We start from the raw sequence: 22,730 nt of genomic DNA, 5'->3' as shown, positions 1-22,730 counted from the left end.
TACGCTATTATTGAAAGGATATCATTATTATCGTAGAACGCTTTCAGAGCGATCGCTTATAAGGAAATCATTATGCGCTACAGCAAATTGACAATGCTTATCCCCTGCGCACTGCTCCTCAGTGCCTGCACCACAGTCACTCCAGCTTATAAAGATAACGGCACACGCAGTGGTCCTTGCGTTGAAGGAGGCCCGGATAACGTGGCCCAGCAATTTTATGACTACCGCATTTTGCACCGCAGCAACGACATCACCGCCTTGCGCCCTTATCTGAGCGACAAACTGGCGACACTGCTTAGCGATGCCTCCCGGGATAATAACCATCGGGAACTACTGACCAACGATCCATTCTCCAGTCGCACAACCTTGCCAGAGAGCGCCCGTGTTGCCAGTGCCTCAACAATCCCGAATCGTGATGCGCGAAATATTCCTCTGCGTGTGGATCTAAAACAGGGTGATCAGAGCTGGCAGGATGAAGTGTTAATGATTCAGGAAGGCCAGTGTTGGGTGATCGACGATGTACGCTATTTAGGCGGCAGCGTTCATGCCACAGCGGGTACGCTCCGTCAGTCCATCGAGAATCGCTAACGCCTTGATCAACCAATAAACCCCGTAAATTGTCCGGCATTTCGTGAGGAATGCCGACATTTATGCTCACCGACCACCGCCCCCGTTATTTTGTGCTATGTTTATTGAATAATGCGCTTTGCTTTTAACTTTTAAAGCAGAAATATTGCATAATTATTCTGTCAAAGGTACTATCTTCGACCTCAATAGCTATCAGACTGCCAGTATACGAGTGTCAATGAGTATTCAATTAAACGGCATTAATTGCTTCTACGGCGCGCATCAGGCGCTGTTCGATATCACGCTGGATTGCCCACAGGGCGAAACGCTGGTGTTACTTGGCCCCAGCGGCGCGGGTAAAAGCTCGCTGCTGCGTGTACTCAATCTGCTTGAGATGCCGCGCTCCGGTACGCTCAACATTGCAGGCAACCATTTCGATTTTACCAAAACACCCTCTGACAAAGCGATTCGCGATTTGCGTCGTAACGTTGGCATGGTGTTTCAGCAATACAACCTGTGGCCGCATCTGACCGTGCAGCAAAACCTGATTGAAGCGCCCTGCCGTGTACTGGGGTTGAGTAAAGATCAGGCGCTGGCCCGTGCAGAAAAACTGCTGGAACGTCTGCGTCTCAAACCTTATAGCGATCGTTACCCGCTGCATCTTTCTGGTGGTCAGCAGCAGCGTGTTGCTATTGCCCGTGCGTTGATGATGGAACCGCAGGTACTGCTGTTCGATGAACCGACCGCCGCACTGGACCCGGAAATTACGGCACAAATCGTCAGCATCATTCGTGAGCTGGCAGAAACGAATATTACCCAGGTGATCGTCACCCACGAAGTTGAAGTGGCGCGTAAAACCGCCAGCCGAGTGGTGTATATGGAAAATGGTCATATCGTAGAACAAGGCGACGCGAGCTGCTTTACCGAGCCACAAACCGAAGCATTTAAAAACTATCTCTCTCACTAAGATTCGGGATAACAACAATGAAAAAAGTTCTGATTGCCGCGTTAATTGCAGGTTTTAGTCTTTCCGCCACAGCTGCCGAAACCATTCGTTTTGCTACCGAAGCATCCTATCCTCCGTTTGAATCGATTGATGCAAACAACCAGATCGTTGGTTTTGACGTCGACCTGGCACAAGCGCTGTGTAAAGAGATTGATGCAACCTGCACTTTCTCTAACCAGGCGTTTGACAGCCTGATCCCAAGCCTGAAATTCCGTCGCGTAGAAGCCGTGATGGCGGGCATGGATATCACTCCGGAGCGTGAAAAGCAGGTGCTGTTTACCACCCCGTACTATGACAACTCTGCCCTGTTTGTGGGTCAGCAAGGCAAATACACCAGTGTTGATCAGCTGAAAGGCAAAAAAGTCGGCGTACAGAACGGGACGACACACCAGAAATTCATTATGGATAAGCACCCGGAAATCACTACCGTTCCGTATGACAGCTACCAGAACGCAAAACTGGATCTGCAAAACGGGCGTATCGACGGCGTCTTCGGTGACACCGCAGTGGTAACCGAATGGCTGAAAGATAACCCGAAACTGGCGGCGGTGGGCGACAAAGTGACCGATAAAGATTACTTCGGCACTGGCCTCGGCATCGCGGTACGTCAGGGCAACACTGAGCTGCAGCAGAAACTCAACACTGCGCTGGAAAAAGTGAAGAAAGATGGCACTTACGAAACCATCTACAACAAATGGTTCCAGAAGTAATTCCTGATGAATGAATTTTTTCCTTTAGCAAGCGCCGCCGGGATGACCGTCGGCCTTGCCGTTTGTGCATTGATTGTCGGGCTGGCGCTGGCGATGTTCTTTGCGGTATGGGAGTCGGCAAAATGGCGTCCTGTCGCGTGGGCAGGTTCAGCGCTGGTAACCATTCTGCGTGGCCTGCCAGAAATTCTGGTGGTGCTGTTTATCTATTTTGGCTCCTCGCAGCTGCTGCTGACGCTTTCGGATGGCTTCACTATCAATCTTGGGTTCGTGCAGATCCCAGTGCAGATGGACATTGAGAACTTCGACGTTAGCCCGTTCCTTTGTGGTGTCATCGCTCTGTCACTGCTGTATGCCGCCTATGCCTCGCAAACGCTTCGGGGCGCGTTGAAAGCGGTGCCGGTGGGTCAGTGGGAGTCTGGTCAGGCGCTGGGGCTGTCGAAATCGGCTATCTTTTTCCGTCTGGTGATGCCGCAGATGTGGCGTCATGCGCTGCCTGGCCTCGGTAACCAGTGGCTGGTGCTGCTGAAAGATACCGCGCTGGTCAGTTTGATTAGTGTGAATGATTTAATGCTGCAAACAAAAAGCATCGCTACTCGTACCCAGGAACCATTTACCTGGTACATTGTGGCGGCGGCGATTTACCTGGTGATCACCCTGCTCAGTCAGTACATTCTCAAACGCATTGACCTGCGCGCGACACGTTTTGAGCGGAGGCCCAGCTAATGTTTGAGTATTTACCCGAACTGATGAAAGGGCTACACACCAGCCTGACGCTAACCGTTGCCTCGCTGATTGTGGCACTGATTCTGGCATTGATTTTTACCATCATCCTGACGCTGAAAACGCCGGTGCTGGTGTGGCTGGTGCGGGGTTATATCACGCTGTTTACCGGTACGCCGCTGCTGGTGCAGATCTTCCTGATTTATTACGGGCCGGGCCAGTTTCCGACTTTGCAGGAGTATCCGGCACTGTGGCATTTGTTGTCAGAACCGTGGTTATGTGCGCTGATTGCGTTATCGCTGAACAGTGCGGCGTATACCACGCAGCTGTTTTACGGTGCAATTCGTGCGATCCCAGAAGGTCAGTGGCAGTCCTGTAGCGCCCTGGGAATGAGCAAAAAAGATACGCTGGCGATCCTGCTGCCGTATGCCTTTAAACGCTCGCTCTCTTCTTATTCCAACGAAGTGGTGCTGGTGTTCAAAAGTACCTCTCTGGCTTACACCATTACGCTGATGGAAGTGATGGGATACAGCCAGTTGTTGTACGGACGCACCTACGATGTAATGGTGTTCGGTGCGGCAGGGATTATTTACCTGGTCGTCAACGGCCTGCTGACGCTGATGATGCGTCTGATCGAGCGCAAAGCACTGGCATTCGAACGGCGAAATTAATGTAGCTGCGTACATTCGCCGGGGGGGTTTGTAGGTCTGATAAGACGCGCCAGCGTCGCATCAGACATCAGCACGGTGCCTGTGCCGGATGCGGCGTGGACGCCTTATCCGGCCTACATAGTGCATAAATTCTTATAATGAAGACGGACAACTCACTAAGGTATCCGTCTTTTTTTATTTCATTTAAATTATTTAATCATATTTATTGCATATAAATTCACTTGATGGCATTGTTATCCCATGCCGCAGACACGGCCAAAAATCATAAGATTGACAGACGGGAGTTCCATCATGAAAAAGTTAGTTCTTGCCGCTTTACTTGCTTCCTTTACTTTCGGTGCTTCTGCCGCAGAGAAAATCAATTTTGGCGTTTCAGCCCCCTATCCACCCTTTGAATCTATAGGTGCTAATAATGAGATTGTCGGCTTTGATATCGATCTGGCAAAAGCCTTGTGCAAACAAATGCAGGCAGAATGTACTTTTACTAATCACGCGTTCGACAGCCTGATCCCGTCACTGAAATTCAGAAAATATGACGCCGTAATCTCCGGTATGGATATCACGCCCGAGCGTAGCAAGCAGGTATCGTTTACCACGCCCTACTATGAAAACTCAGCCGTCGTGATTGCCAAAAAAGATACCTACAAAACGTTTGCCGATCTGAAAGGCAAACGTATTGGGATGGAAAACGGCACCACGCACCAGAAATATATTCAGGATCAGCACCCCGAAGTGAAAACTGTCTCCTATGACAGTTATCAGAATGCCTTTATCGATCTGAAAAATGGTCGTATTGATGGGGTATTTGGTGACACAGCGGTGGTAAACGAATGGCTGAAAACCAATCCGCAACTGGGCGTTGCTACTGAAAAAGTGACCGATCCGCAATACTTCGGCACCGGTCTGGGCATCGCTGTACGTCCGGATAACAAAGCTCTGCTGGAAAAACTGAATAACGCGCTGGCAGCAATTAAAGCTGACGGTACATATCAGAAAATCAATGACCAGTGGTTTCCGCAGTAATTGAGACTGATGACAAAAGTAAGATTGCCTGATGCGCTGCGCTTATCCGGCCCACATCAACTCTGCAATGTATTGATTTAGCATGATTTTGTAGGCCGGATAAGGCGTACACGCCGCATCCGGCATGAACAAAGCGCACCTGATCAGCAATCTGAAGCCGCACCTGCGGCTTTTTTATTGCTTCACCAGCAGCGTCAGCACTTCATAGTGCGCGGTGTGCGGGAACATATCAAAAAGCTGTACCCGTTCGATGCGGTAACCTGGCAGTTCGCGGACATCTTTCGCCATGGTTTGGGCGTTACAGCTGGAGTAGATAATAAAACGCGGTGCCATTGTTGAGAGATAATCACATAGCGGTTTACCAATGCCGCGGCGCGGCGGATTAACCAGCACCAGCTCCGGCACCTCCCCCTGAGCGGTGGCAAACTGAGTGGAGTCCAGCGCCTGAAATTGCAAACGCGTTAAGCCCAGTTCAGCGGCTGACTGCTTTGCACAGGCAATGGCCTCTGATGCAATTTCGATCCCGGTTAACTGCATGTCAGGCGTCGCGCAGTGTAAACCAAAGCCACCCACACCGCAGAACAGATCCCACATATGTTTAACTGGCAGCTGCCGTACCCAGTCGCGCGCGGTAGCGTACAGCTGGCTGGCGACCGCCGGATTAGTCTGGAAGAAACTTTGCGGACGGATCCACAGCGGTACGTCATTAAAACGCTCTGCCAGCGCCTGTTGTTCAGTAAGGTAGATCTCCGTCTCCCCTTCCATAATCGCCATATGTACTGGCTGAATATTGACGGTAATAACTTTCAGTTGCGGTAGTTGTTCCTGTAACCACGGCAGCGCCTTACGCAGTTGTGCCAGTTTGGTTTCAGAACGCAGTACAAAGCGCAGCATCATGCCGCCATCGCTCTGGCTTTCAGTCAGCAGAATGTATTTCAGTTCGCCACGCTTACGCGCCACGTTGTAGGGTGTCAGCCCCGCACGGGCGATAAACGGTTTTAGCGCCGCAAAAACGGGCGCAAATGAGGCAGGATAAAGCGGGCAGTCACAAAGGTCTTCTGGTGTGCCGTCGCGATGCAGCATACCGAGCAGTGGTTTTTCAACGCTACCACTCACCACCATTTTGGCTTTATTACGAAACCCTTGTTCCGGGCCTGACACCGGCGCGCACCATTCCTCAACCGGAAAATCGGCGAGCAGATTTTTAAGATCGGCGGTTTTAGCGGAGAGTTGCTCTGGAATCGGCTGCGTTATCCACTGACAGGAACGACAGCGACCCGCGTCGTAAAGTGCGCACTGCATACATTGACCTTCACATCATCAGGGGCGACGATTATACACATTATTGCAACTGGAAGAACCGCCGACTGGTCGAGGGAACGAACAGCAGCATCAGGATGAGCATATCCGGCAGCTTCTGCAGCATCAGGCTATGGAAGATTTCACGTTTTGATTCACCGGGAATGCTGAACAGCTCCGGATAACCGTACCCCAGCGAAGCCGCCCACAAGTAACTTGCGGCGGTGATTTGTGTCAGCAGATATAGCCAGCGCGCCCAGCGACGCCCTTTCACCAGTGAAAACGCACACCAGATCTCAATGAAAACCAGCACCAGACTGCTTAAAAAGACCAGCGTTAAACTCCAGGTTTGTACGCTGCGATGAATGAACTCGCCAATACCGCGCACGCCCAGCGTATTGAAAATCATCAGCACGTCGAGGCCACGGATCATAATAATGGCGAGCGCCGCCACCTGCACCAGCGCAGGCACATTCAGGCGAGCATGAGATGAAGATGTTTTCTTAAAAAATCCCAACGTTTCGTCTTCCATGAAAACAATGCCGCGGCATGCGCGGCATTATGTAGCCAGGTTGGCAAATTTTAGTGTCTTCAGCCATGTCTTGCACGCTGGATATCGCGTATCCGCTGTTTTTCTGCGCGAGCCATCAGATACCAGGCGATAAATCCGACAATTCCGACCGCACCGAGAATTAACGTTGCAAGGGCGTTGATTTCCGGATTCACCCCCATCCGCACGCTGGAAAAGACCAGCATCGGTAACGTGGTGGCTCCCGGCCCGGAAACAAAGCTGGCGATCACCAGATCATCAAGCGACAAAGTAAAAGCCAGTAACCAGCCAGAAATGATCGCGGGCATGATCATCGGTAGCGTAATGACGAAAAACACTTTCAGCGGCGTCGCACCGAGATCCATCGCTGCTTCTTCTATCGAGCGATCCAGTTCCCGCAATCTTGAAGAAATAACGACCGCCACATAAGCCGTACAAAAAGTGACATGCGCCAGCCAGATGGTGAGCATACCGCGGTCCGCAGGCCAGCCAATGGCATGAGCAAGCGCGACGAATAATAACAACAGCGACAAGCCCGTGATGACATCTGGCATCACCAGCGGCGCGGTGATCATAAAGGCAAAGCCATTTGATCCGCGAAATCTGCCAAAGCGCACCAGCACCACCGCCGCAATAGTCCCGAGGATCGCCGCCGCCGTTGCCGCACAGGCAGCAATTGTCAGGCTTAAACCAACCGCACTCATCATCGCGTCATCGCGCAATAACTCACCATACCAGCGCGTTGACCAGCCGGCCCACACCGTCACCAGCTTCGAGCTGTTAAACGAATAGATAACCAGCATCAGCATTGGCGCGTAGAGAAAGGTAAAGCCCAGCAGCAAAATCACAATCCGCCAGGGCGAACGAACTACCGGTAAATTATTCATCCGTGTTCTCCCACGCTTTTTTGCTGGTGTTTGTGGAACCACATTATCGGCACAATTAGCAGCAGCAACATGATGATCGCTACCGCCGAGGCCACCGGCCAGTCGCGGTTATTGAAAAACTCTTGCCATAGCACGCGCCCGATCATGATGCTGTCCGGGCCACCGAGCAGTTCCGGGATCACAAACTCGCCCACAGCCGGGATAAACACCAGCATCGATCCGGCAATAATCCCACCTTTAGTCAGCGGCACGATCACAGTAAAGAACGTTTTCAGCGGTCGTGCACCGAGATCCAGCGCTGCTTCCACCAGCGAATAATCAATACGAATCAACGCGGTATAAATCGGCAGTACCATAAACGGCACGTAGGCGTAAACAATGCCAATATAAACTGCCAGATTGGTATGAAGAATGGTCAGCGGTTGATCGATAACCCCCAGCCACAGCAGAAAATTATTCAGCACACCGTTGTTTTTTAATATTCCCATCCAGGCATAAACGCGGATCAGAAACGAGGTCCACGACGGCAGGATCACCAGTAGTAATAAAATATTACGGGTCGAAGGCTTACTGTGCGCCACCGCCCACGCCAGCGGATAGCCGATCAGTAAACAGCAAAATGTCGAAATCGCAGCCACCTGTAGCGACTGGAGATAAGCATCGAAATAGAGCGGATCGTCGGTCAGTTGCAGAAAATTACCGAGATTAAGAGTGATGGACAGTTGCCCGTCAGCCCACTCCATCAGTTCGGTATAAGGTGGAATAGCGCGCGCCATCTCCGCCAGGCTTATTTTAAAGACAATCAGAAATGGCAGCAGAAACAGCAAGATCAACCAGATATATGGCAACGCAATGACCAGTTTGCGCCCATGCTTCATTTGCAGCTGCGACAACCACAGCTTAAATCCGCCCGGCGGTTTCGACTGGGCAGCAGGTTCAAGTGTATTCATCTTTGCTCCTTAAACCGTCAGCACCACACAGCTGTCCACTTCCCAGCACAAACGCACTTCGTCGCCCCAGGTCGGTAACCCTTTACGATGACGATGGGCGTTTTGTAGCTGGGCGCTAATCATCTGCCCACTTTTCAGACGAACGTGATACACCGAAAGATCGCCGAGATAGGCAATGTGTATCACCTCCCCCACCGCGAAGTTACAACCATTGGCGGGCGGCTCTTCGCAAAGCATGATTTTTTCCGGGCGCAGCGCTACGTGTACCGGCACGTTATCGACCACTGAAGCATCCGCATCGACTTTCAGTGGATGCACCAGCCCCGGCGAATCAAGCACCAGGCCATCTTCCTGACGCTCTTTGAGTACACCTTCAAAGACATTAACCGAACCGATAAATTCAGCGCTGTAGCGGGTAGTTGGATGCTCGTAGATCTCTTCCGGCTCGCCAATCTGGACAAATTTCCCGCGATTCATAATGGCGATACGCCCCGCCATGGTCATCGCCTCTTCCTGATCGTGGGTGACCATCACACAAGTCACACCGACGCGCTCCAGAATATCCACCACTTCAAGCTGCATCCGGTCACGCAGCTTTTTATCCAGCGCGCCCATCGGCTCATCGAGCAGTAATAGTTTCGGGCGTTTGGCAAGGCTTCGGGCCAGGGCCACACGCTGTCGCTGACCACCGGAAAGCTGATGCGGTTTGCGTTTGGCGAACTCCTGCATGTGCACCAGGCCGAGCATCTCATGGACCCGACTGGCAATTTCCGCTTTCGGTAGTTTGTCCTGTTTCAGGCCAAAAGCGATGTTCTGTTCCACGGTCATATGCGGAAACAGCGCGTAAGACTGAAACATCATATTGATGGGGCGCAGGTAAGGCGGCACCTGTGACAAATCGACGCCATCAAGCATTATCTGTCCGGCAGAAGGTTGTTCGAAACCTGCCAGCATACGCAGCAGCGTGGACTTGCCACAGCCGGATGCGCCCAGCAGCGCGAAGATTTCACCTTTGTAGATGGTCAGGCTGACATCATCCACCGCATGTTGACCATCGTAGGATTTGGTGAGGTTGCGGATTTCTAATAGCGGCGTCAGCGCCTTACGGGTTTTCGCCTGCGGGCGAGGGATAGCGTCATTCACGGCTGCTCTCCGGCATTGAATGTGTGCAAGCGCACCATGATGGTGCGAATTGCCGGCGGGTGTGGTGCGCCCGCCCGGCATCTAAGGCTGCGGATTATTTTCCGCTCTTCACTTTGGTCCACGCGCGGGTGCGCACACGGTCGATTTTCGGGTCCTGCACTTTCAGAGTGAACAGCTTCGCACGAACATCCGCAGGCGGATAAATACCCGGGTTCTCACGGACTTCCGCACTCACCAGCGGCGTGGCTGCTTTATTGGCGTTGGCATAGAACACATGGTCGGAAATATGCGCTACTACATCCGGGCGCAGCAGGTAATTCAGGAACTGATAGGCTTCGTCTTTGTTTTTGGCATCCGCAGGCATGGCGAAGACATCAAAGAACGCCATCGCCCCTTCTTTCGGAATCGAGAAAGAGACATTCACGCCATTCTTCGCTTCCTTCGCGCGGTTTGACGCCTGCCAGACATCGCCTGCCCAGCCGATAGCGACGCAAATATCGCCGTTTGCCAGGTCGTTAATGTATTGCGATGAATGGAAATAACGAATGTTCGGGCGCAGCTTTAACAGCAGATCGGTTGCCGGTCCGGTGTAATCATCTGCTTTAGTGCTGTTGGGATCTTTGCCGAGATAATTCAGCACGGTAGCAAAAACTTCTTCAGGCGCATCCAGGAAAGAGACGCCACAGCTTTTCAGTTTTTCCAGATTTTCAGGCTTGAGGATCAAGTCCCAGCTATCGACGGGCGCGTTTTCGCCCAGCACCGCTTTGACTTTATCGACGTTATAGCCAATCCCGGTCGTCGCCCACATATAGGGCATAGCAAATTTATTGTCGGGATCGTGTTTGGCGACCAACTTCAGCAGTTCCGGGTCGAGATTCTTCCACTCCGGCAATTTGCTTTTGTCCAGCAGCTGGAAAACTCCCGCTGTCAGCTGGCGTTCAAGAAAGCTTGCTGACGGCCCCACCAGGTCGAAACCGGTGCTGCCCGCCATCAGTTTGCCTTCCAGCACTTCGTTGGAATCGAATACGTCGTAGACAACCTTAATGCCGGTCTCTTTTTCAAAATTCGCGACGGTGTCCGGCGCAATATAGTCAGACCAGTTATAGACGTGCAGCGTTTTTTGTTCCGCAGCGAGCGTGCCGGCAGAGACGGCCATCAGAGCACCCGCAACCAGACCCGATAGCCATTTTTTATTTAAGGCGGTCATATCTCTTTCCTTCTGAAATTTCGTTAACAAACGAACAAAAGTTGTCACACTGAAAGATATGCAATAAACGTGCATATTTTTTATCGGCGCGGTGTAAGAAAAGAGAACTCTCTCCCGGCCAGCACTGCTCGCTATATAAAAGCATCGCAAGAATAACTTTAGCCAGGGTTTGAGACTATAGCTCGGATTAAAAAACGGTATTTAACAAATTTTTATGCGTATTTGCTCTATGTGATAAAGCCAAATCGACACAAGATAAGTGAAACAATCTTTAAGAAAAGGTTAAAAACAGCAGATAATTTTGCAGCGCGCAGCCACTGCACCAGCGACTGCGTGCTCGAAAGGAGTTATCAGTGGAGGAAATAGTTTTCGGTAACGTTGTTTTGCCCTTCATCGTCAGTCGGTAACAGCAGTTGATGGGCATTAGCTTCAAGAATGACCATCGAAATCTGCTCTTCGCTCTGACGCACGAACCATGCAAACTGCTCATAGGTTACGCCCTGCATAACGGATAAAGACTGGCAAACCACCAGCTTTGGCAGATTATCATCCTGCATATCAAGAAATGCTTTCACGGTCAGCGAACTAGCATTGATGGCAGATAAATCCGCCGCCAGCGGCAATACGGCTGAAGGTCGGACTTCCGCCATGGCAGAAAACAGGATCGTGTTATCGATCAGATCGATTTTGGCATCAAAGACACCGTCGAAATTCTGCATATGGGGCAGATGCAGAGCCTGACAGTTATCACATTCAAAAAAACTCATCCCCAGGTCATCGAGCCATTGACGCAACGTATCCAGACCAGGAACGACCAGCGATGTCATAATTTTGTACAACCTCTTCCGATAAAAAGACCGGCACAGCTTACGCAAAAAGCGCAGGCAAAACCATGATCAGTAATGTGATTGCGACTAACCACCCGTTTTCAGGCAATATTCCGTCGTAGCGTGGCGTTCGATCCAGCGGATCATTTTACCCGCGATGTCGATACCGGTTGTTTTTTCTATTCCTTCCAGCCCTGGCGACGCATTCACTTCCATCACCAACGGCCCGCGATTAGCACGCAGAATATCCACACCAGCAACGTCCAGCGCCATCGTTCGCGCGGCTTTTATCGCGATTTCACGCTCCTGTGGTGTGATACTGGCGACGCTTGCCGCGCCGCCACGATGCAAATTGGAACGAAAATCGCCCTCTTTCGCTCGCCGTTCAATCGCAGCGACCACTTCATCACCAACAACCAGACAGCGGATATCGCACCCTTGCGCCTCTTTGATATATTCCTGCACCAGAATATGCGCGTTCAGACCGCGGAAAGCGTCAATCGCGCTTTCCGCCGCCTGACGCGTCTCCGCCAACACGACGCCAATTCCCTGCGTGCCTTCAACCAGCTTGACCACCAGCGGCGCACCACCGACCATGTCGATTAAATCGCTGGTATCATCCGGCGAATGCGCAATGCCCGTGACAGGCAGGTCGATGCCCTGACGCGCCAGCAGTTGCATGGAACGCAATTTGTCACGCGCCCGGGCAATGGCGACCGACTCATTGAGCGGATAGCTCCCCAGCATCTCGAACTGGCGCAGTGCCGCCGTCCCATAAAAGGTAATGGCGGTGCCAATACGCGGGATCACTGCGTCAAAATGGGGTAACTTGCGGCCTTTGTAGTGAATAGAAGACGCCGCAGGATTTATGTTCATGTAGCAAGAAAGCGGATCAAGAATTTCAACCAAGTGACCGCGCTGTATAGCGGCTTCACGCAGCCGCTTACACGAATAGAGCGTTCCATCCCGGGACAATATGGCAATTTTCACCCTGCACCTCTCTGTCAGACCTGGTCAAAAGCCCGCGTATCATACATCGACGTGGCGGTTTTAGCGCGTCGCCCAACCCTGTTTGTGCAAATAATCCAGAATAAATGGGCGGCTTTCTTTAATGATTGTTCGGCGGATATGATCGCTCCAGGTATCCCGGCGATTATTGCTGCCACGGGTGAGGTAATATTCCGCCAGTTGCTCGTCATACTGAGCCAGTGCGCCTTTATCCAGCGGTTGATAGCTGTTTTCATGCACCAAAATGGAGGCCGGTAAACGCGGCTTAAGATCCGGATTATCCGCTGGCCAGCCAAGGCACAGCCCAAACAGCGGCAGAACATGCTGCGGTAATTTAAGCAGTTTCGTCACCGCTTCAATATTATTGCGCAGGCCGCCGATATATACCCCGCCCAATCCCAGCGATTCCGCTGCGATTAATGCATTCTGCGCCATCATTGCCGTATCAACGACACCGAGCAACAGTTGTTCCGCCAGGCCGAGCTGAGCATCCGGACAGATCTGTAAATGGCGGTTAAAGTCGGCACAGAACACCCAGAACTCCGCCGCTTGCGCTACGTGTTTTTGCCCGCCGGTCAGCGTCACCAGTTCTTCACGTAACGCTTTGTCGGTAATGCGAATAATGCTACTGCACTGCAAAAAACTGGAACTGGACGTCGCACGGGCGCTGTTAATAATCGCCTCACGCTGCGCTTCGGAAATGGGTTCATCAGTGAAATGGCGAATGGAGCGATGGCCACAAATAAGTTCAATGGTTGGCGTCATTATCTTTTTCTCTTTCTGAACGTGAATATTGCGGTGGACGGTTCATCAGCTGTGGGGCAAGACGTTTTGCCACCTGAAGAATAACCACCACCGCAGCGGGAAGCATGAGCAAAACACCGAGAAAAATCATCAGAATCTGCACTTCTGGCCGAGAAAATGGCTCAGGCAGCGACAGGGAGTCGCTTACCGACAGCAGCGCCACCGCCAGCAACATCATTCCGATAAATTCCAGTATCAACACGCTTTTAGGCAATTTACCGATCGCGCGCATACGCTTCCCTCTGCAAAGTGAGCCTTCAGTCTAAAACTTTTCACTGTATTGTGTTTAACAGTTATAGCTTTTAGCAATTAATGCAACAGGTTAAACCTACTTTCAGCGAATACATTTTAGCGTGATCATTACAGGCATAAATCTATGAGGAGAGAAATAATGCAAACCGTTATTTTTGGTCGTCCGGGTTGCCCTTACTGTGTGCGTGCAAAAGATCTGGCTGAGAAATTGAGCAATGAACGCGATGATTTTCAGTATCAGTATGTAGATATTCGTGCGGAAGGGATCACTAAAGAAGATCTACAACAAAAGGCAGGTAAACCCGTAGAAACCGTGCCGCAGATTTTTGTCGATCAGCAACATATCGGCGGCTATACCGATTTTGCTGCATGGGTGAAAGAAAATCTGGACGCCTGATCGTCTGACAAGCCCTCGCGTTGAGGGCTTTACTGATTTTTTCTGTGCTGTGGTTTAAACAAACTACTGATAAATAAGAAACACAGTGCCCCCAGCGCACACCAGAACACCGCGCTTAGTAACCATGCCAGCTCTTGCCAGAATGAGCGCGTCGGTGAAAAAAACAGCCGCATAATGAGCATCGAACAGGGTGCCGCCAGCATTGCGCCAAACAGAGGTTTCAGGACTTCTCTACGCTGTGAAAAGAAGCTGGCGACTGCTCCAGGAAGAATGAAAAATAGCAAGCCGATTTCAGGATGCCCGGCAGCCCGAAAAGCGCCTTTCATGTGCGTCGCCAGAAAAAGGCACACCACAATGAAGAGGACAAAACAGCAGATTGCCCCCGCCCAACGTTGTTTATGTTTCACTCGTTCCTCCTGACACTGCGTCTATCGAACACATTTTTCGCCAGTGTGGCGTTCAGTAAGATAAAGCCGCTTCGCATTCCATGCTAATATAGGCCAACGCAATTCATATAGCCGTTGATACCTAATGTGATTACACTAGTAAAATATATTGTTACTTTACTATCGTTTAGGTGCGCTGAATGAATCTGCGCCCTGAATTCTGGTAAAAAACATTATCGTAAATTACCATTTCTTTCAACAGCTTACTAGTAAACAAGAAGTTAGCCTCCGTGAATATAAACGTCGCCGAATTGTTAAATGGGAATTACATTCTGTTATTATTTGTGGTCCTCGCGCTTGGGCTATGTCTCGGAAAGTTACGACTTGGTTCGATCCAACTGGGTAATTCCATTGGCGTTTTAGTCGTATCGCTGTTATTAGGCCAACAACATTTCAGCATTAACACCGATGCGCTTAATCTTGGCTTTATGCTGTTTATTTTCTGCGTCGGGGTCGAAGCCGGACCGAACTTTTTTTCCATTTTTTTTCGCGATGGGAAAAATTACCTAATGTTAGCACTGGTGATGGTTGGCAGTGCGCTGGTGATCGCCTTAGGGTTAGGTAAGCTGTTTGGCTGGGATATTGGCCTGACGGCCGGTATGTTAGCAGGCTCTATGACGTCGACACCGGTTCTGGTCGGTGCTGGCGATACACTGCGTCATTCCGGCATGGAAAGCAGGCAGCTCTCACTGGCACTGGATAATCTGAGCCTCGGGTATGCCTTAACCTATTTAATCGGTCTGGTGAGTTTGATTGTTGGTGCGCGTTACTTGCCGAAATTGCAGCATCAGGACTTACAGACCAGCGCCCAGCAAATCGCCCGCGAACGTGGCCTGGACACTGATGCCAACCGTAAGGTTTATTTACCGGTGATCCGCGCCTATCGCGTCGGCCCGGAGCTGGTGGCCTGGACCGACGGCAAAAATCTGCGTGAACTGGGTATTTATCGACAAACCGGCTGCTACATTGAACGTATTCGACGTAACGGGATTCTGGCAAATCCAGACGGTGATGCCGTGCTACAAATGGGCGATGAAATAGCGTTGGTAGGCTATCCCGACGCCCATGCCCGACTCGATCCCAGCTTCCGTAACGGTAAAGAAGTTTTCGATCGTGACCTTCTCGACATGCGTATCGTCACTGAAGAAGTGGTCGTTAAAAACCATAACGCTGTAGGTAAACGTCTCGCACAACTGAAGTTGACCGATCACGGTTGCTTCCTTAACCGCGTCATTCGTAGCCAGATTGAGATGCCGATAGATGACAACGTCGTGCTTAACAAAGGTGACGTTTTACAAGTCAGCGGTGATGCCCGTCGCGTAAAAACCATCGCCGATCGCATCGGCTTTATCTCGATTCACAGCCAGGTCACTGACCTGCTGGCATTTTGCGCCTTCTTTGTTATTGGGCTGATGATCGGGATGATCACCTTCCAGTTCAGCACATTCAGTTTCGGCATGGGGAACGCTGCCGGGTTGTTATTCGCCGGAATTATGCTGGGCTTTATGCGTGCTAACCACCCGACCTTCGGTTACATTCCGCAAGGTGCATTAAGCATGGTGAAAGAGTTCGGCTTGATGGTGTTTATGGCAGGCGTTGGTCTGAGCGCCGGTAGCGGTATTAATAACGGCCTGGGCGCGATTGGCGGTCAGATGTTGATTGCCGGATTAATTGTCAGTCTTGTGCCCGTGGTTATCTGTTTCTTGTTCGGTGCTTATGTATTGCGAATGAACCGCGCACTGTTGTTCGGCGCAATGATGGGCGCACGCACCTGCGCGCCGGCAATGGAGATCATCAGTGATACAGCTCGCAGTAACATCCCTGCGCTGGGCTACGCGGGCACCTACGCAATCGCCAACGTCCTGCTGACGCTGGCAGGGACAATCATCGTCATGGTATGGCCAGGATTAGGATAAAACTGAAGTTGCCCTGAAAATGAAATTTTTTTGCACAACCGCAGAACTTTTCCGCAGGGCATCAGTCTTAATTAGTGCCACTGCTTTTCTTTGATGTCCCCATTTTGTGGAGCCCATCAACCCCGCCATTTCGGTTCAAGGTTGATGGGTTTTTTGTTATCTAAAACTTATCTACTACCCTGCAACCCTCTCAACCATCCTCAAAATCTCCTCGCGCGATAGCGGCTTACGGTCGGTGACAAAATGCAGCGTCATCCCCTCAATAAACGCATCAAGCGCGCGGGCGGTTCCGGGTTCAAACCATTGTTCGAGCGTTTGCTGACTGCGCTGCATCCAGTTTTGCATTACCGTTTTTAATAGCGGTTTTCGGCTAGCCAGCGCGTAGAGCTGGTACATCAGCTCCATATTATCCGGCGTTGCAACCTGTGAGCTGTAGATCATATCGGTGATAGCCTGGCATGCGCCTTGAGCATCACTAACATCGCTAAAAAATGCCTGATATTGCCGGGACATAATCTCAGTAAAACTGCTGAACGCCTCCAGCAACAACTCATCAATTCCTGAAAAATAGTAGGTCATCGATCCCAACGGTACCCCGGCAAGGGTAGCAATTTTGCGGTGCGTAACAGCATGTATTCCGTAAAGTTTCACCGCCTCCAGCGTGGCCTGGATAATTTTTTCTCGCCGTTGCGGATCGTTAGCGCGACGCATGTCATTTCCTCTCTCTGCAATTGTGTACAAATGTACACAACCTTGCTAATGTTGTCTTCCCTCTTCTTATTTTGACGTGATCTATGACCGTAAATTCTTCACGTAATGCATTGAAACGCCGAACCTGGGCGCTGTTTATGTTCTTCTTTTTGCCAGGCCTGTTAATGGCGTCCTGGGCAACCCGTACGCCTGCTATCCGCGATATTCTCTCTGTCTCGATCGCTGAAATGGGCGGTGTTCTCTTTGGTCTGTCGATCGGTTCGATGAGCGGTATTCTCTGCTCGGCGTGGTTAGTGAAACGCTTTGGCACGCGTAATGTCATCCTGGTCACGATGTCCTGCGCATTGATCGGGATGATGATATTAAGTCTGGCACTCTGGCTGACATCGCCCCTGCTCTTTGCCGTTGGTCTCGGCGTCTTTGGGGCAAGTTTTGGTTCTGCGGAAGTGGCGATAAACGTTGAAGGTGCCGCCGTTGAGCGAGAAATGAATAAAACGGTTTTGCCAATGATGCACGGTTTTTATAGCCTGGGCACGCTGGCAGGCGCTGGTGTCGGGATGGCACTGACGGCCTTTGGCGTTCCGGCAACGGTGCACATTTTATTGGCGGCGCTGGTAGGTATCGCGCCTATTTATATCGCCATTCAGGCAATCCCTGACGGTACGGGCAAAAATGCTGCCGATGGCACCCAGCATGGCGAAAAAGGCATTCCTTTTTATCGCGATATCCAGTTGCTGCTGATAGGTGTTGTGGTGCTGGCGATGGCCTTTGCCGAAGGTTCTGCCAACGACTGGTTACCCTTATTAATGGTTGACGGTCACGGTTTTAGCCCTACTTCCGGCTCGCTGATTTATGCCGGTTTTACCCTGGGGATGACCGTTGGACGCTTCACCGGCGGTTGGTTCATCGACCGTTACAGTCGCGTTGCCGTGGTTCGGGCCAGTGCACTAATGGGGGCGTTGGGTATTGGGCTGATTATTTTTGTCGATAGCGCCTGGGTCGCTGGGGTGTCTGTTGTACTCTGGGGACTGGGTGCCTCGCTGGGCTTCCCGCTGACCATTTCTGCCGCCAGCGATACCGGCCCTGATGCACCAACCCGCGTCAGTGTGGTAGCAACGACCGGTTATCTGGCTTTCCTCGTCGGGCCGCCGCTGCTGGGCTATCTCGGCGAACATTATGGATTACGTAGTGCAATGCTGGTTGTACTGGCGCTGGTTATTCTCGCGGCTATTGTCGCGAAAGCCGTCGCCAAACCCGATACCAAAACGCAGACGGCGATGGAGAATAGTTGATGAGCATTAAATTAATTGCGGTAGACATGGATGGTACTTTCTTAAGCGATCAAAAAACCTATAACCGTGAGCGGTTTATGGCTCAGTATCAGCAAATGAAAGCACAAGGAATTCGCTTTGTAGTCGCCAGCGGGAATCAATATTATCAGTTGATCTCTTTCTTCCCTGAAATTGCTAATGAAATTGCCTTTGTGGCTGAAAACGGCGGCTGGGTAGTGAGCGAAGGCAAAGATGTTTTTAATGGCGAGCTGTCGAAGGATGCGTTTACTACTGTCGTGGAACATTTGCTGACGCGCCCGGAAGTGGAAATTATTGCCTGCGGAAAAAATAGCGCCTATACGCTCAAAAAATATGACGATGCCATGAAAACGGTGGCGGAAATGTATTATCACCGTCTGGAATACGTCGATAACTTTGACAACTTAGAGGATATCTTCTTTAAGTTTGGCCTGAATCTTTCCGATGAACTGATTCCACAAGTACAAAAAGCATTACATGAGGCCATCGGCGATATTATGGTGCCGGTCCACACCGGCAACGGCAGCATCGATCTGATTATCCCCGGCGTACATAAAGCCAATGGCCTTCGCCAACTGCAGAAATTATGGGGAATAGACGACAGCGAAGTGGTGGTCTTTGGCGATGGCGGTAACGATATTGAGATGCTGCGTCAGGCAGGCTTTAGTTTTGCAATGGAAAATGCCGGCAATGCGGTCGTCGCAGCGGCAAAATACCGGGCAGGCTCCAATAACCGTGAAGGCGTACTGGATGTGATCGATAAAGTGCTTAAACACGAAGCGCCATTTGACCAATAAAAACGGCAGCACGCCCGGCAACACAATACCTGAATGAAGGCTGCATAATTCGCGGAAATTAACCCGCTGCATTATTTCAGGCGAAATGTTTATGAAAAATTGTCTACTGTTGGGCGCGCTTTTAATGGGCTTTACTGGTGTGGCGATGGCGCAAAGTGTCACCGTCGATGTGCCGAGTGGATACAAAGTGGTTGTGGTTCCTGATTCAGTCAGCGTTCCACAAGCGGTCAGCGTCGCGACTGTGCCGCAAACCGTCTATGTGGCTCCTGCGCCAGCTCCGGCTTACCGCCCGCATCCTTATGTTCGCCATCTTGCCAGCGTAGGTGAAGGGATGGTTATCGAACACCAGATTGACGACCATCACCATTAATTCGAGAATGCCTGATCGCACAAAGCAATCAGGCATTTTTTTACCCTTCGTGAGAATTTCCCATCTGTTTATCTTTTAAAAAGATAACCATCAGCGACAGCCACAAAATTCCGTTGACAAGGTTGAAGAGATTAAACAGTCCGTTGCCCCCGTTCAGCCAGGCATGTTTGCTGATTTCAATACCGACGGTAAAGATCAGCATTTGCAGCATTCCCATCGCCGCAGAAACCGTACCTTTACTCATATCGCTGGCAAACAGGGTTAATCGCACCAGTCCCGCATTCGCCAGACCAATGCCGAAAGCATAAATACTTAACCCGGCGGTCATCCATAAATACGCGTGCGATGAGATAACCGTTGCCGCAGCAGCGACCAACAGACCAATAATAATCGGCCAGCCGCCCATAATAATCAGCGAACGTACGGTGCGGCGCGAGGTCAGACGCGCTAACAGCAAGTTACCCGCAATTAACGCCCCGAAAATAGGCACTTGCAGCAAGCCATATTCATAGCTGCTCAACTGCTCGCCGGTAATGATGATAATCGGCGACTGGGCGATCCACGCCAGCAATGGCAGGCTAACGAATCCCAGCGCCAGCGCCCCCGCCACAAAGCGGCCGTTCTTCAGCACCAGCTTATAGTCACGACCGAGTTCTTTCAGTGACAGTTTCTCGCCTATACGCGTGGCGGTTTCAGGCATGGCTTGTTGCAGACCGAAAAAGGAGATCGCTGCCAATGCGGCAAACAAGACAAACATCCCTTCCCAGGGCAGCACATGGATCCACGCCGCGCCCACCAGCGGACCAAGTAGCGGAGCAATCAGCGCCACGTTCGCCATCAGCGCGGTGATCTTGATACAAACCGCCTCTTCGAAGGATTCCTGAATTGCGGCGTATCCCACAGCGCCAATGAAACAGAGGCTTATGCCCTGCAAGAAGCGCAACAGAGTGAATTGTTCAATGTTTTGCGCCAGTAATATTGCCAGACAGGTGATGATAAACCACACCACCCCCGCCAGCATCACCGGACGGCGACCAATACGATCCGACAGCGGCCCCAGGAGCCATTGTAAAAACATCCCGCCCGCCAGATATGCGGTCATTGAAGTAGGAACCCAATCAATGCCCGCCTGATATTGTTCCACCACGGCCAACATACCGGGTTGAATCATATCGTTGCCGATATAGGTTGAAAATTCGTAAAGCACCAGACAGAGAGGGAAAAGTAACGCCTGACGTCCAAGCCTGGCACCGGAAGCTAATTTATTTTGCATGCAATTTCTTCGCCAATAATAATCGCGCAGAGTTTAATAAAAGCACAGCTAACGAGAAAGCGAATTTTGTAGCTGAAACCACGGTTAAGCACATTCTTACATTATTGCGAGTATAGCTACGCTTTCTTTAAGTTTTATTTAACCTATGCCCGTTACAATTACCCACCGTAAACAGGCCGCTTGAGGGAAATAAGACGATGCCGCTTTACCCAGTTTAACCTGCACTTTATTCTCAACGACTTGCCTGTATTGGCTCCCTTTTAATCACTTTGCGTCGGGAAGTTATGCTGGAAAATTTGAATCTCTCTCTATTCTCTCTTATTAACGCGACGCCAGACTCGGCTCCGTGGATGATCTCGTTGGCGATTTTTATTGCTAAAGATTTGATTACCGTGGTACCGCTGCTGGCCGCGGTGCTTTGGTTGTGGGGGCTTACAGCACAACGGCAACTGGTGATAAAAATCGCTATCGCGCTGGCGGTCAGCCTGTTTGTGTCCTGGACGATGGGACATCTTTTTCCGCACGACCGACCCTTTGTCGAAAATATCGGCTATAACTTCCTGCATCATGCGGCGGATGACTCATTCCCAAGCGACCACGGTACGGTGATTTTCACCTTTGCACTGGCATTTTTATGCTGGCATCGCCTGTGGTCCGGCTCACTTTTAATGGTGCTGGCCGTCGTCATTGCCTGGTCGCGCGTTTATCTTGGCGTGCACTGGCCGCTGGATATGCTCGGTGGATTGCTGGCAGGTATGATTGGCTGCCTTAGCGCTCAGATTATCTGGCAAGCGATGGGGCATAAACTCTATCAACGTCTGCAATCGTGGTATCGCTTCTGTTTTGCATTACCGATCCGCAAAGGCTGGGTGCGTGACTGATCTCTGCTAAAAAGTGTAGTATTGAGCGGCTCGCTTCAATAACTATTCAGAGGGATTATGGAAACACGTCGCGAAGAGCGTATCGGGCAGCTGCTGCAAGAATTAAAACGCAGCGATAAGTTACATCTTAAAGACGCCGCCGCCCTGCTTGGGGTTTCGGAGATGACGATTCGTCGCGATCTGAACAACCACAGTGCGCCCGTCGTTTTGCTCGGCGGCTATATTGTTCTGGAACCGCGCAGTGCCAGCCATTACCTGTTAAGCGATCAAAAATCCCGCCTGGTGGAAGAAAAACGCCGGGCGGCAAAACTGGCTGCGACACTGGTAGAACCCGATCAGACCCTCTTTTTTGACTGTGGCACCACCACGCCGTGGATTATTGAAGCGATTGATAATGAAATCCCTTTTACCGCCGTTTGTTATTCGCTAAATACCTTTCTGGCGCTGAAAGAGAAACCCCATTGCCGCGCATTTCTGTGCGGTGGTGAATTTCACGCCAGCAACGCCATTTTCAAACCCATCGATTTTCAGCAAACGCTGAATAATTTTTGCCCGGATATCGCTTTTTATTCTGCGGCGGGCGTGCATGTCAGTAAAGGCGCTACCTGTTTTAATCTTGAAGAGTTGCCGGTAAAACACTGGGCCATGTCGATGGCGCAAAAGCATGTGCTGGTTGTCGACCACAGTAAATTTGGCAAGGTGCGTCCGGCGCGCATGGGTGACCTGAAACGCTTTGATATTGTGGTGAGCGATTGTTGCCCGGAAGATGAGTATGTGAAGTACGCGCAGACGCAGCGCATTAAGTTGATGTATTAATGACGTATAACCGGATGACGTTTCGCGCCATCCGGTTATCAGAAGATTAAGAGAACCAGCTGCCGAACCACTGATGGAATTTCATCATCACGAAATCCCACATCCGACCAAAGAATCCGCCCTCTTCCACATTTTCCATCACGATCAGCGGACGCTGCTCAATGGATTTACCGTTAAGCTGGAAATCAA

26 protein-coding genes and 1 pseudogene are annotated in these 22,730 nt (G+C 50.9%); 13 read left to right on the top strand and 14 right to left on the bottom strand.

The features are described 5' to 3' along the window. Nucleotides 1-72 precede the first annotated feature (72 nt). The 6 genes from QZF50_RS02410 to artJ all read left to right on the top strand — a co-directional run bounded on the left by QZF50_RS02410 (nucleotide 73) and on the right by artJ (nucleotide 4,697). Nucleotides 73-588: a lipoprotein gene (locus QZF50_RS02410; RefSeq protein ID WP_001270740.1), complete on the top strand. Its 516-nt coding sequence runs from the start codon at nucleotides 73-75 to the stop codon at nucleotides 586-588. A 217-nt stretch (nucleotides 589-805) separates the two neighbouring features. Further along, a complete protein-coding gene (gene artP / locus QZF50_RS02405; RefSeq protein WP_000027205.1) occupies nucleotides 806-1,534 on the top strand; it encodes an arginine ABC transporter ATP-binding protein ArtP in 729 nt (242 codons plus the stop codon). 17 nt (nucleotides 1,535-1,551) lie between these two features. Further along, nucleotides 1,552-2,283: an arginine ABC transporter substrate-binding protein ArtI gene (artI, locus tag QZF50_RS02400; protein ID WP_000756569.1), complete on the top strand. Its 732-nt coding sequence runs from the start codon at nucleotides 1,552-1,554 to the stop codon at nucleotides 2,281-2,283. Between the two features lie 6 nt (nucleotides 2,284-2,289). Then, nucleotides 2,290-3,006 (top strand): arginine ABC transporter permease ArtQ, encoded by a 717-nt coding sequence (artQ, locus tag QZF50_RS02395; RefSeq protein WP_001001691.1) that lies wholly within the window; start codon nucleotides 2,290-2,292, stop codon nucleotides 3,004-3,006. Beyond that, nucleotides 3,006-3,674, top strand: coding sequence for an arginine ABC transporter permease ArtM (gene artM / locus QZF50_RS02390; protein ID WP_000464491.1), 669 nt, complete (start codon nucleotides 3,006-3,008; stop codon nucleotides 3,672-3,674). The genes artQ and artM overlap by 1 nt, the downstream gene beginning before the upstream one ends. Nucleotides 3,675-3,965: 291 nt before the next feature. Further along, on the top strand, nucleotides 3,966-4,697 hold the full coding sequence (gene artJ / locus QZF50_RS02385; protein ID WP_290388817.1) for an arginine ABC transporter substrate-binding protein ArtJ: 732 nt from the start codon (nucleotides 3,966-3,968) through the stop codon (nucleotides 4,695-4,697). Nucleotides 4,698-4,871: 174 nt separating this feature from the next. On the opposite strand, the gene rlmC is transcribed toward artJ, so the two are convergent. The 10 genes from rlmC to QZF50_RS02335 form a co-directional block, all read right to left on the bottom strand. Next, a complete protein-coding gene (gene rlmC / locus QZF50_RS02380) occupies nucleotides 4,872-5,999 on the bottom strand; it encodes a 23S rRNA (uracil(747)-C(5))-methyltransferase RlmC (protein ID WP_001149734.1) in 1,128 nt (375 codons plus the stop codon). A 40-nt stretch (nucleotides 6,000-6,039) separates the two neighbouring features. Beyond that, complete coding sequence (locus QZF50_RS02375; RefSeq protein WP_000389260.1) at nucleotides 6,040-6,528, bottom strand: YbjO family protein; 489 nt, start codon at nucleotides 6,526-6,528, stop codon at nucleotides 6,040-6,042. Nucleotides 6,529-6,587: 59 nt separating this feature from the next. Continuing rightward, complete coding sequence (potI, locus tag QZF50_RS02370) at nucleotides 6,588-7,433, bottom strand: putrescine ABC transporter permease PotI (RefSeq protein ID WP_001061657.1); 846 nt, start codon at nucleotides 7,431-7,433, stop codon at nucleotides 6,588-6,590. Next, entirely contained in the window at nucleotides 7,430-8,383 is a 954-nt protein-coding gene (gene potH, locus QZF50_RS02365; protein ID WP_001093858.1) for a putrescine ABC transporter permease PotH, read from the bottom strand. The genes potI and potH overlap by 4 nt, the downstream gene beginning before the upstream one ends. A 9-nt stretch (nucleotides 8,384-8,392) precedes the next feature. After that, complete coding sequence (gene potG / locus QZF50_RS02360) at nucleotides 8,393-9,526, bottom strand: putrescine ABC transporter ATP-binding subunit PotG (RefSeq protein WP_000995994.1); 1,134 nt, start codon at nucleotides 9,524-9,526, stop codon at nucleotides 8,393-8,395. A 94-nt stretch (nucleotides 9,527-9,620) separates the two neighbouring features. Beyond that, nucleotides 9,621-10,733, bottom strand: a complete 1,113-nt coding sequence (potF, locus tag QZF50_RS02355) for a spermidine/putrescine ABC transporter substrate-binding protein PotF (protein WP_290388816.1) — start codon at nucleotides 10,731-10,733, stop codon at nucleotides 9,621-9,623. Between the two features lie 350 nt (nucleotides 10,734-11,083). Beyond that, complete coding sequence (locus QZF50_RS02350) at nucleotides 11,084-11,560, bottom strand: YbjN domain-containing protein (protein WP_000203025.1); 477 nt, start codon at nucleotides 11,558-11,560, stop codon at nucleotides 11,084-11,086. 87 nt (nucleotides 11,561-11,647) lie between these two features. After that, nucleotides 11,648-12,550 (bottom strand): 30S ribosomal protein S6--L-glutamate ligase, encoded by a 903-nt coding sequence (gene rimK / locus QZF50_RS02345; RefSeq protein ID WP_061892228.1) that lies wholly within the window; start codon nucleotides 12,548-12,550, stop codon nucleotides 11,648-11,650. Nucleotides 12,551-12,610: 60 nt separating this feature from the next. Beyond that, nucleotides 12,611-13,333, bottom strand: coding sequence for a nitroreductase NfsA (nfsA, locus tag QZF50_RS02340; RefSeq protein ID WP_000189159.1), 723 nt, complete (start codon nucleotides 13,331-13,333; stop codon nucleotides 12,611-12,613). Further along, nucleotides 13,317-13,604 (bottom strand): DUF1418 family protein, encoded by a 288-nt coding sequence (locus QZF50_RS02335; RefSeq protein WP_001201576.1) that lies wholly within the window; start codon nucleotides 13,602-13,604, stop codon nucleotides 13,317-13,319. Before QZF50_RS02335 ends, nfsA begins: the two co-directional genes overlap by 17 nt. Before the next feature lie 159 nt (nucleotides 13,605-13,763). Here QZF50_RS02335 and grxA point away from each other — a divergent pair, with 159 nt between their 5' ends. Further along, nucleotides 13,764-14,021: a glutaredoxin 1 gene (gene grxA, locus QZF50_RS02330; protein ID WP_001195231.1), complete on the top strand. Its 258-nt coding sequence runs from the start codon at nucleotides 13,764-13,766 to the stop codon at nucleotides 14,019-14,021. Between the two features lie 29 nt (nucleotides 14,022-14,050). Here grxA and QZF50_RS02325 read toward each other — a convergent pair whose 3' ends face one another. Further along, nucleotides 14,051-14,428, bottom strand: a complete 378-nt coding sequence (locus QZF50_RS02325) for an inner membrane protein YbjM (RefSeq protein WP_000681108.1) — start codon at nucleotides 14,426-14,428, stop codon at nucleotides 14,051-14,053. 269 nt (nucleotides 14,429-14,697) lie between these two features. On the opposite strand from QZF50_RS02325, the gene QZF50_RS02320 reads away from it, so the two are divergent. Then, complete coding sequence (locus QZF50_RS02320) at nucleotides 14,698-16,383, top strand: aspartate:alanine antiporter (protein WP_001024876.1); 1,686 nt, start codon at nucleotides 14,698-14,700, stop codon at nucleotides 16,381-16,383. Nucleotides 16,384-16,557: 174 nt separating this feature from the next. Here the strand turns inward: QZF50_RS02320 and rcdA are convergent, their stop codons facing one another. Beyond that, a complete protein-coding gene (gene rcdA, locus QZF50_RS02315) occupies nucleotides 16,558-17,094 on the bottom strand; it encodes a DNA-binding transcriptional regulator RcdA (RefSeq protein WP_001297003.1) in 537 nt (178 codons plus the stop codon). An 83-nt stretch (nucleotides 17,095-17,177) separates the two neighbouring features. On the opposite strand from rcdA, the gene QZF50_RS02310 reads away from it, so the two are divergent. The 3 genes from QZF50_RS02310 (at nucleotide 17,178) to ybjH (ending at nucleotide 19,571) form a co-directional block, all read left to right on the top strand. Further along, nucleotides 17,178-18,386 (top strand): MFS transporter, encoded by a 1,209-nt coding sequence (locus tag QZF50_RS02310; protein WP_000217848.1) that lies wholly within the window; start codon nucleotides 17,178-17,180, stop codon nucleotides 18,384-18,386. Continuing rightward, nucleotides 18,386-19,201, top strand: a complete 816-nt coding sequence (ybjI, locus tag QZF50_RS02305; protein ID WP_001297001.1) for a 5-amino-6-(5-phospho-D-ribitylamino)uracil phosphatase — start codon at nucleotides 18,386-18,388, stop codon at nucleotides 19,199-19,201. Before QZF50_RS02310 ends, ybjI begins: the two co-directional genes overlap by 1 nt. A gap of 85 nt (nucleotides 19,202-19,286) precedes the next feature. Next, entirely contained in the window at nucleotides 19,287-19,571 is a 285-nt protein-coding gene (ybjH, locus tag QZF50_RS02300) for a protein YbjH (protein WP_000480892.1), read from the top strand. A gap of 40 nt (nucleotides 19,572-19,611) precedes the next feature. Here the strand turns inward: ybjH and mdfA are convergent, their stop codons facing one another. Next, the gene (gene mdfA / locus QZF50_RS02295) at nucleotides 19,612-20,844 is read right to left on the bottom strand and encodes a multidrug efflux MFS transporter MdfA (RefSeq protein WP_001180076.1); all 1,233 of its coding nucleotides are present in this window, start codon (nucleotides 20,842-20,844) and stop codon (nucleotides 19,612-19,614) included. Between the two features lie 284 nt (nucleotides 20,845-21,128). Here mdfA and ybjG point away from each other — a divergent pair, with 284 nt between their 5' ends. Both ybjG and deoR read left to right on the top strand, forming a co-directional pair. Then, nucleotides 21,129-21,725: an undecaprenyl-diphosphate phosphatase gene (ybjG, locus tag QZF50_RS02290; RefSeq protein ID WP_000892317.1), complete on the top strand. Its 597-nt coding sequence runs from the start codon at nucleotides 21,129-21,131 to the stop codon at nucleotides 21,723-21,725. 57 nt (nucleotides 21,726-21,782) lie between these two features. Continuing rightward, nucleotides 21,783-22,541: a DNA-binding transcriptional repressor DeoR gene (gene deoR / locus QZF50_RS02285; RefSeq protein ID WP_000450121.1), complete on the top strand. Its 759-nt coding sequence runs from the start codon at nucleotides 21,783-21,785 to the stop codon at nucleotides 22,539-22,541. A gap of 46 nt (nucleotides 22,542-22,587) precedes the next feature. Here deoR and QZF50_RS02280 read toward each other — a convergent pair. Then, nucleotides 22,588-22,730, bottom strand: a pseudogene (locus tag QZF50_RS02280) (serine-type D-Ala-D-Ala carboxypeptidase); the annotation flags it as partial.

Source organism: uncultured Escherichia sp. (assembly GCF_948475835.1).
GTDB lineage: Bacteria > Pseudomonadota > Gammaproteobacteria > Enterobacterales > Enterobacteriaceae > ECMA0423.
The sequence above is the reverse complement of the archived record's forward strand: the minus strand, read 5'-3'. Positions and strand labels throughout refer to the sequence as shown.

What these genes read in the sequence shown, in the direction of transcription:
- QZF50_RS02410 (WP_001270740.1), top strand. Translation starts at nt 73, where the DNA reads ATGCGCTACAGCAAATTGACAATGCTTATCCCCTGCGCACTGCTCCTC.
- artP (WP_000027205.1), top strand. Translation starts at nt 806, where the DNA reads ATGAGTATTCAATTAAACGGCATTAATTGCTTCTACGGCGCGCATCAG.
- artI (WP_000756569.1), top strand. Translation starts at nt 1,552, where the DNA reads ATGAAAAAAGTTCTGATTGCCGCGTTAATTGCAGGTTTTAGTCTTTCC.
- artQ (WP_001001691.1), top strand. Translation starts at nt 2,290, where the DNA reads ATGAATGAATTTTTTCCTTTAGCAAGCGCCGCCGGGATGACCGTCGGC.
- artM (WP_000464491.1), top strand. Translation starts at nt 3,006, where the DNA reads ATGTTTGAGTATTTACCCGAACTGATGAAAGGGCTACACACCAGCCTG.
- artJ (WP_290388817.1), top strand. Translation starts at nt 3,966, where the DNA reads ATGAAAAAGTTAGTTCTTGCCGCTTTACTTGCTTCCTTTACTTTCGGT.
- rlmC (WP_001149734.1), bottom strand. Translation starts at nt 5,999, where the DNA reads ATGCAGTGCGCACTTTACGACGCGGGTCGCTGTCGTTCCTGTCAGTGG.
- QZF50_RS02375 (WP_000389260.1), bottom strand. Translation starts at nt 6,528, where the DNA reads ATGGAAGACGAAACGTTGGGATTTTTTAAGAAAACATCTTCATCTCAT.
- potI (WP_001061657.1), bottom strand. Translation starts at nt 7,433, where the DNA reads ATGAATAATTTACCGGTAGTTCGTTCGCCCTGGCGGATTGTGATTTTG.
- potH (WP_001093858.1), bottom strand. Translation starts at nt 8,383, where the DNA reads ATGAATACACTTGAACCTGCTGCCCAGTCGAAACCGCCGGGCGGATTT.
- potF (WP_290388816.1), bottom strand. Translation starts at nt 10,733, where the DNA reads ATGACCGCCTTAAATAAAAAATGGCTATCGGGTCTGGTTGCGGGTGCT.
- QZF50_RS02350 (WP_000203025.1), bottom strand. Translation starts at nt 11,560, where the DNA reads ATGACATCGCTGGTCGTTCCTGGTCTGGATACGTTGCGTCAATGGCTC.
- nfsA (WP_000189159.1), bottom strand. Translation starts at nt 13,333, where the DNA reads ATGACGCCAACCATTGAACTTATTTGTGGCCATCGCTCCATTCGCCAT.
- QZF50_RS02335 (WP_001201576.1), bottom strand. Translation starts at nt 13,604, where the DNA reads ATGCGCGCGATCGGTAAATTGCCTAAAAGCGTGTTGATACTGGAATTT.
- grxA (WP_001195231.1), top strand. Translation starts at nt 13,764, where the DNA reads ATGCAAACCGTTATTTTTGGTCGTCCGGGTTGCCCTTACTGTGTGCGT.
- rcdA (WP_001297003.1), bottom strand. Translation starts at nt 17,094, where the DNA reads ATGCGTCGCGCTAACGATCCGCAACGGCGAGAAAAAATTATCCAGGCC.
- QZF50_RS02310 (WP_000217848.1), top strand. Translation starts at nt 17,178, where the DNA reads ATGACCGTAAATTCTTCACGTAATGCATTGAAACGCCGAACCTGGGCG.
- ybjI (WP_001297001.1), top strand. Translation starts at nt 18,386, where the DNA reads ATGAGCATTAAATTAATTGCGGTAGACATGGATGGTACTTTCTTAAGC.
- ybjH (WP_000480892.1), top strand. Translation starts at nt 19,287, where the DNA reads ATGTTTATGAAAAATTGTCTACTGTTGGGCGCGCTTTTAATGGGCTTT.
- mdfA (WP_001180076.1), bottom strand. Translation starts at nt 20,844, where the DNA reads ATGCAAAATAAATTAGCTTCCGGTGCCAGGCTTGGACGTCAGGCGTTA.
- ybjG (WP_000892317.1), top strand. Translation starts at nt 21,129, where the DNA reads ATGCTGGAAAATTTGAATCTCTCTCTATTCTCTCTTATTAACGCGACG.
- deoR (WP_000450121.1), top strand. Translation starts at nt 21,783, where the DNA reads ATGGAAACACGTCGCGAAGAGCGTATCGGGCAGCTGCTGCAAGAATTA.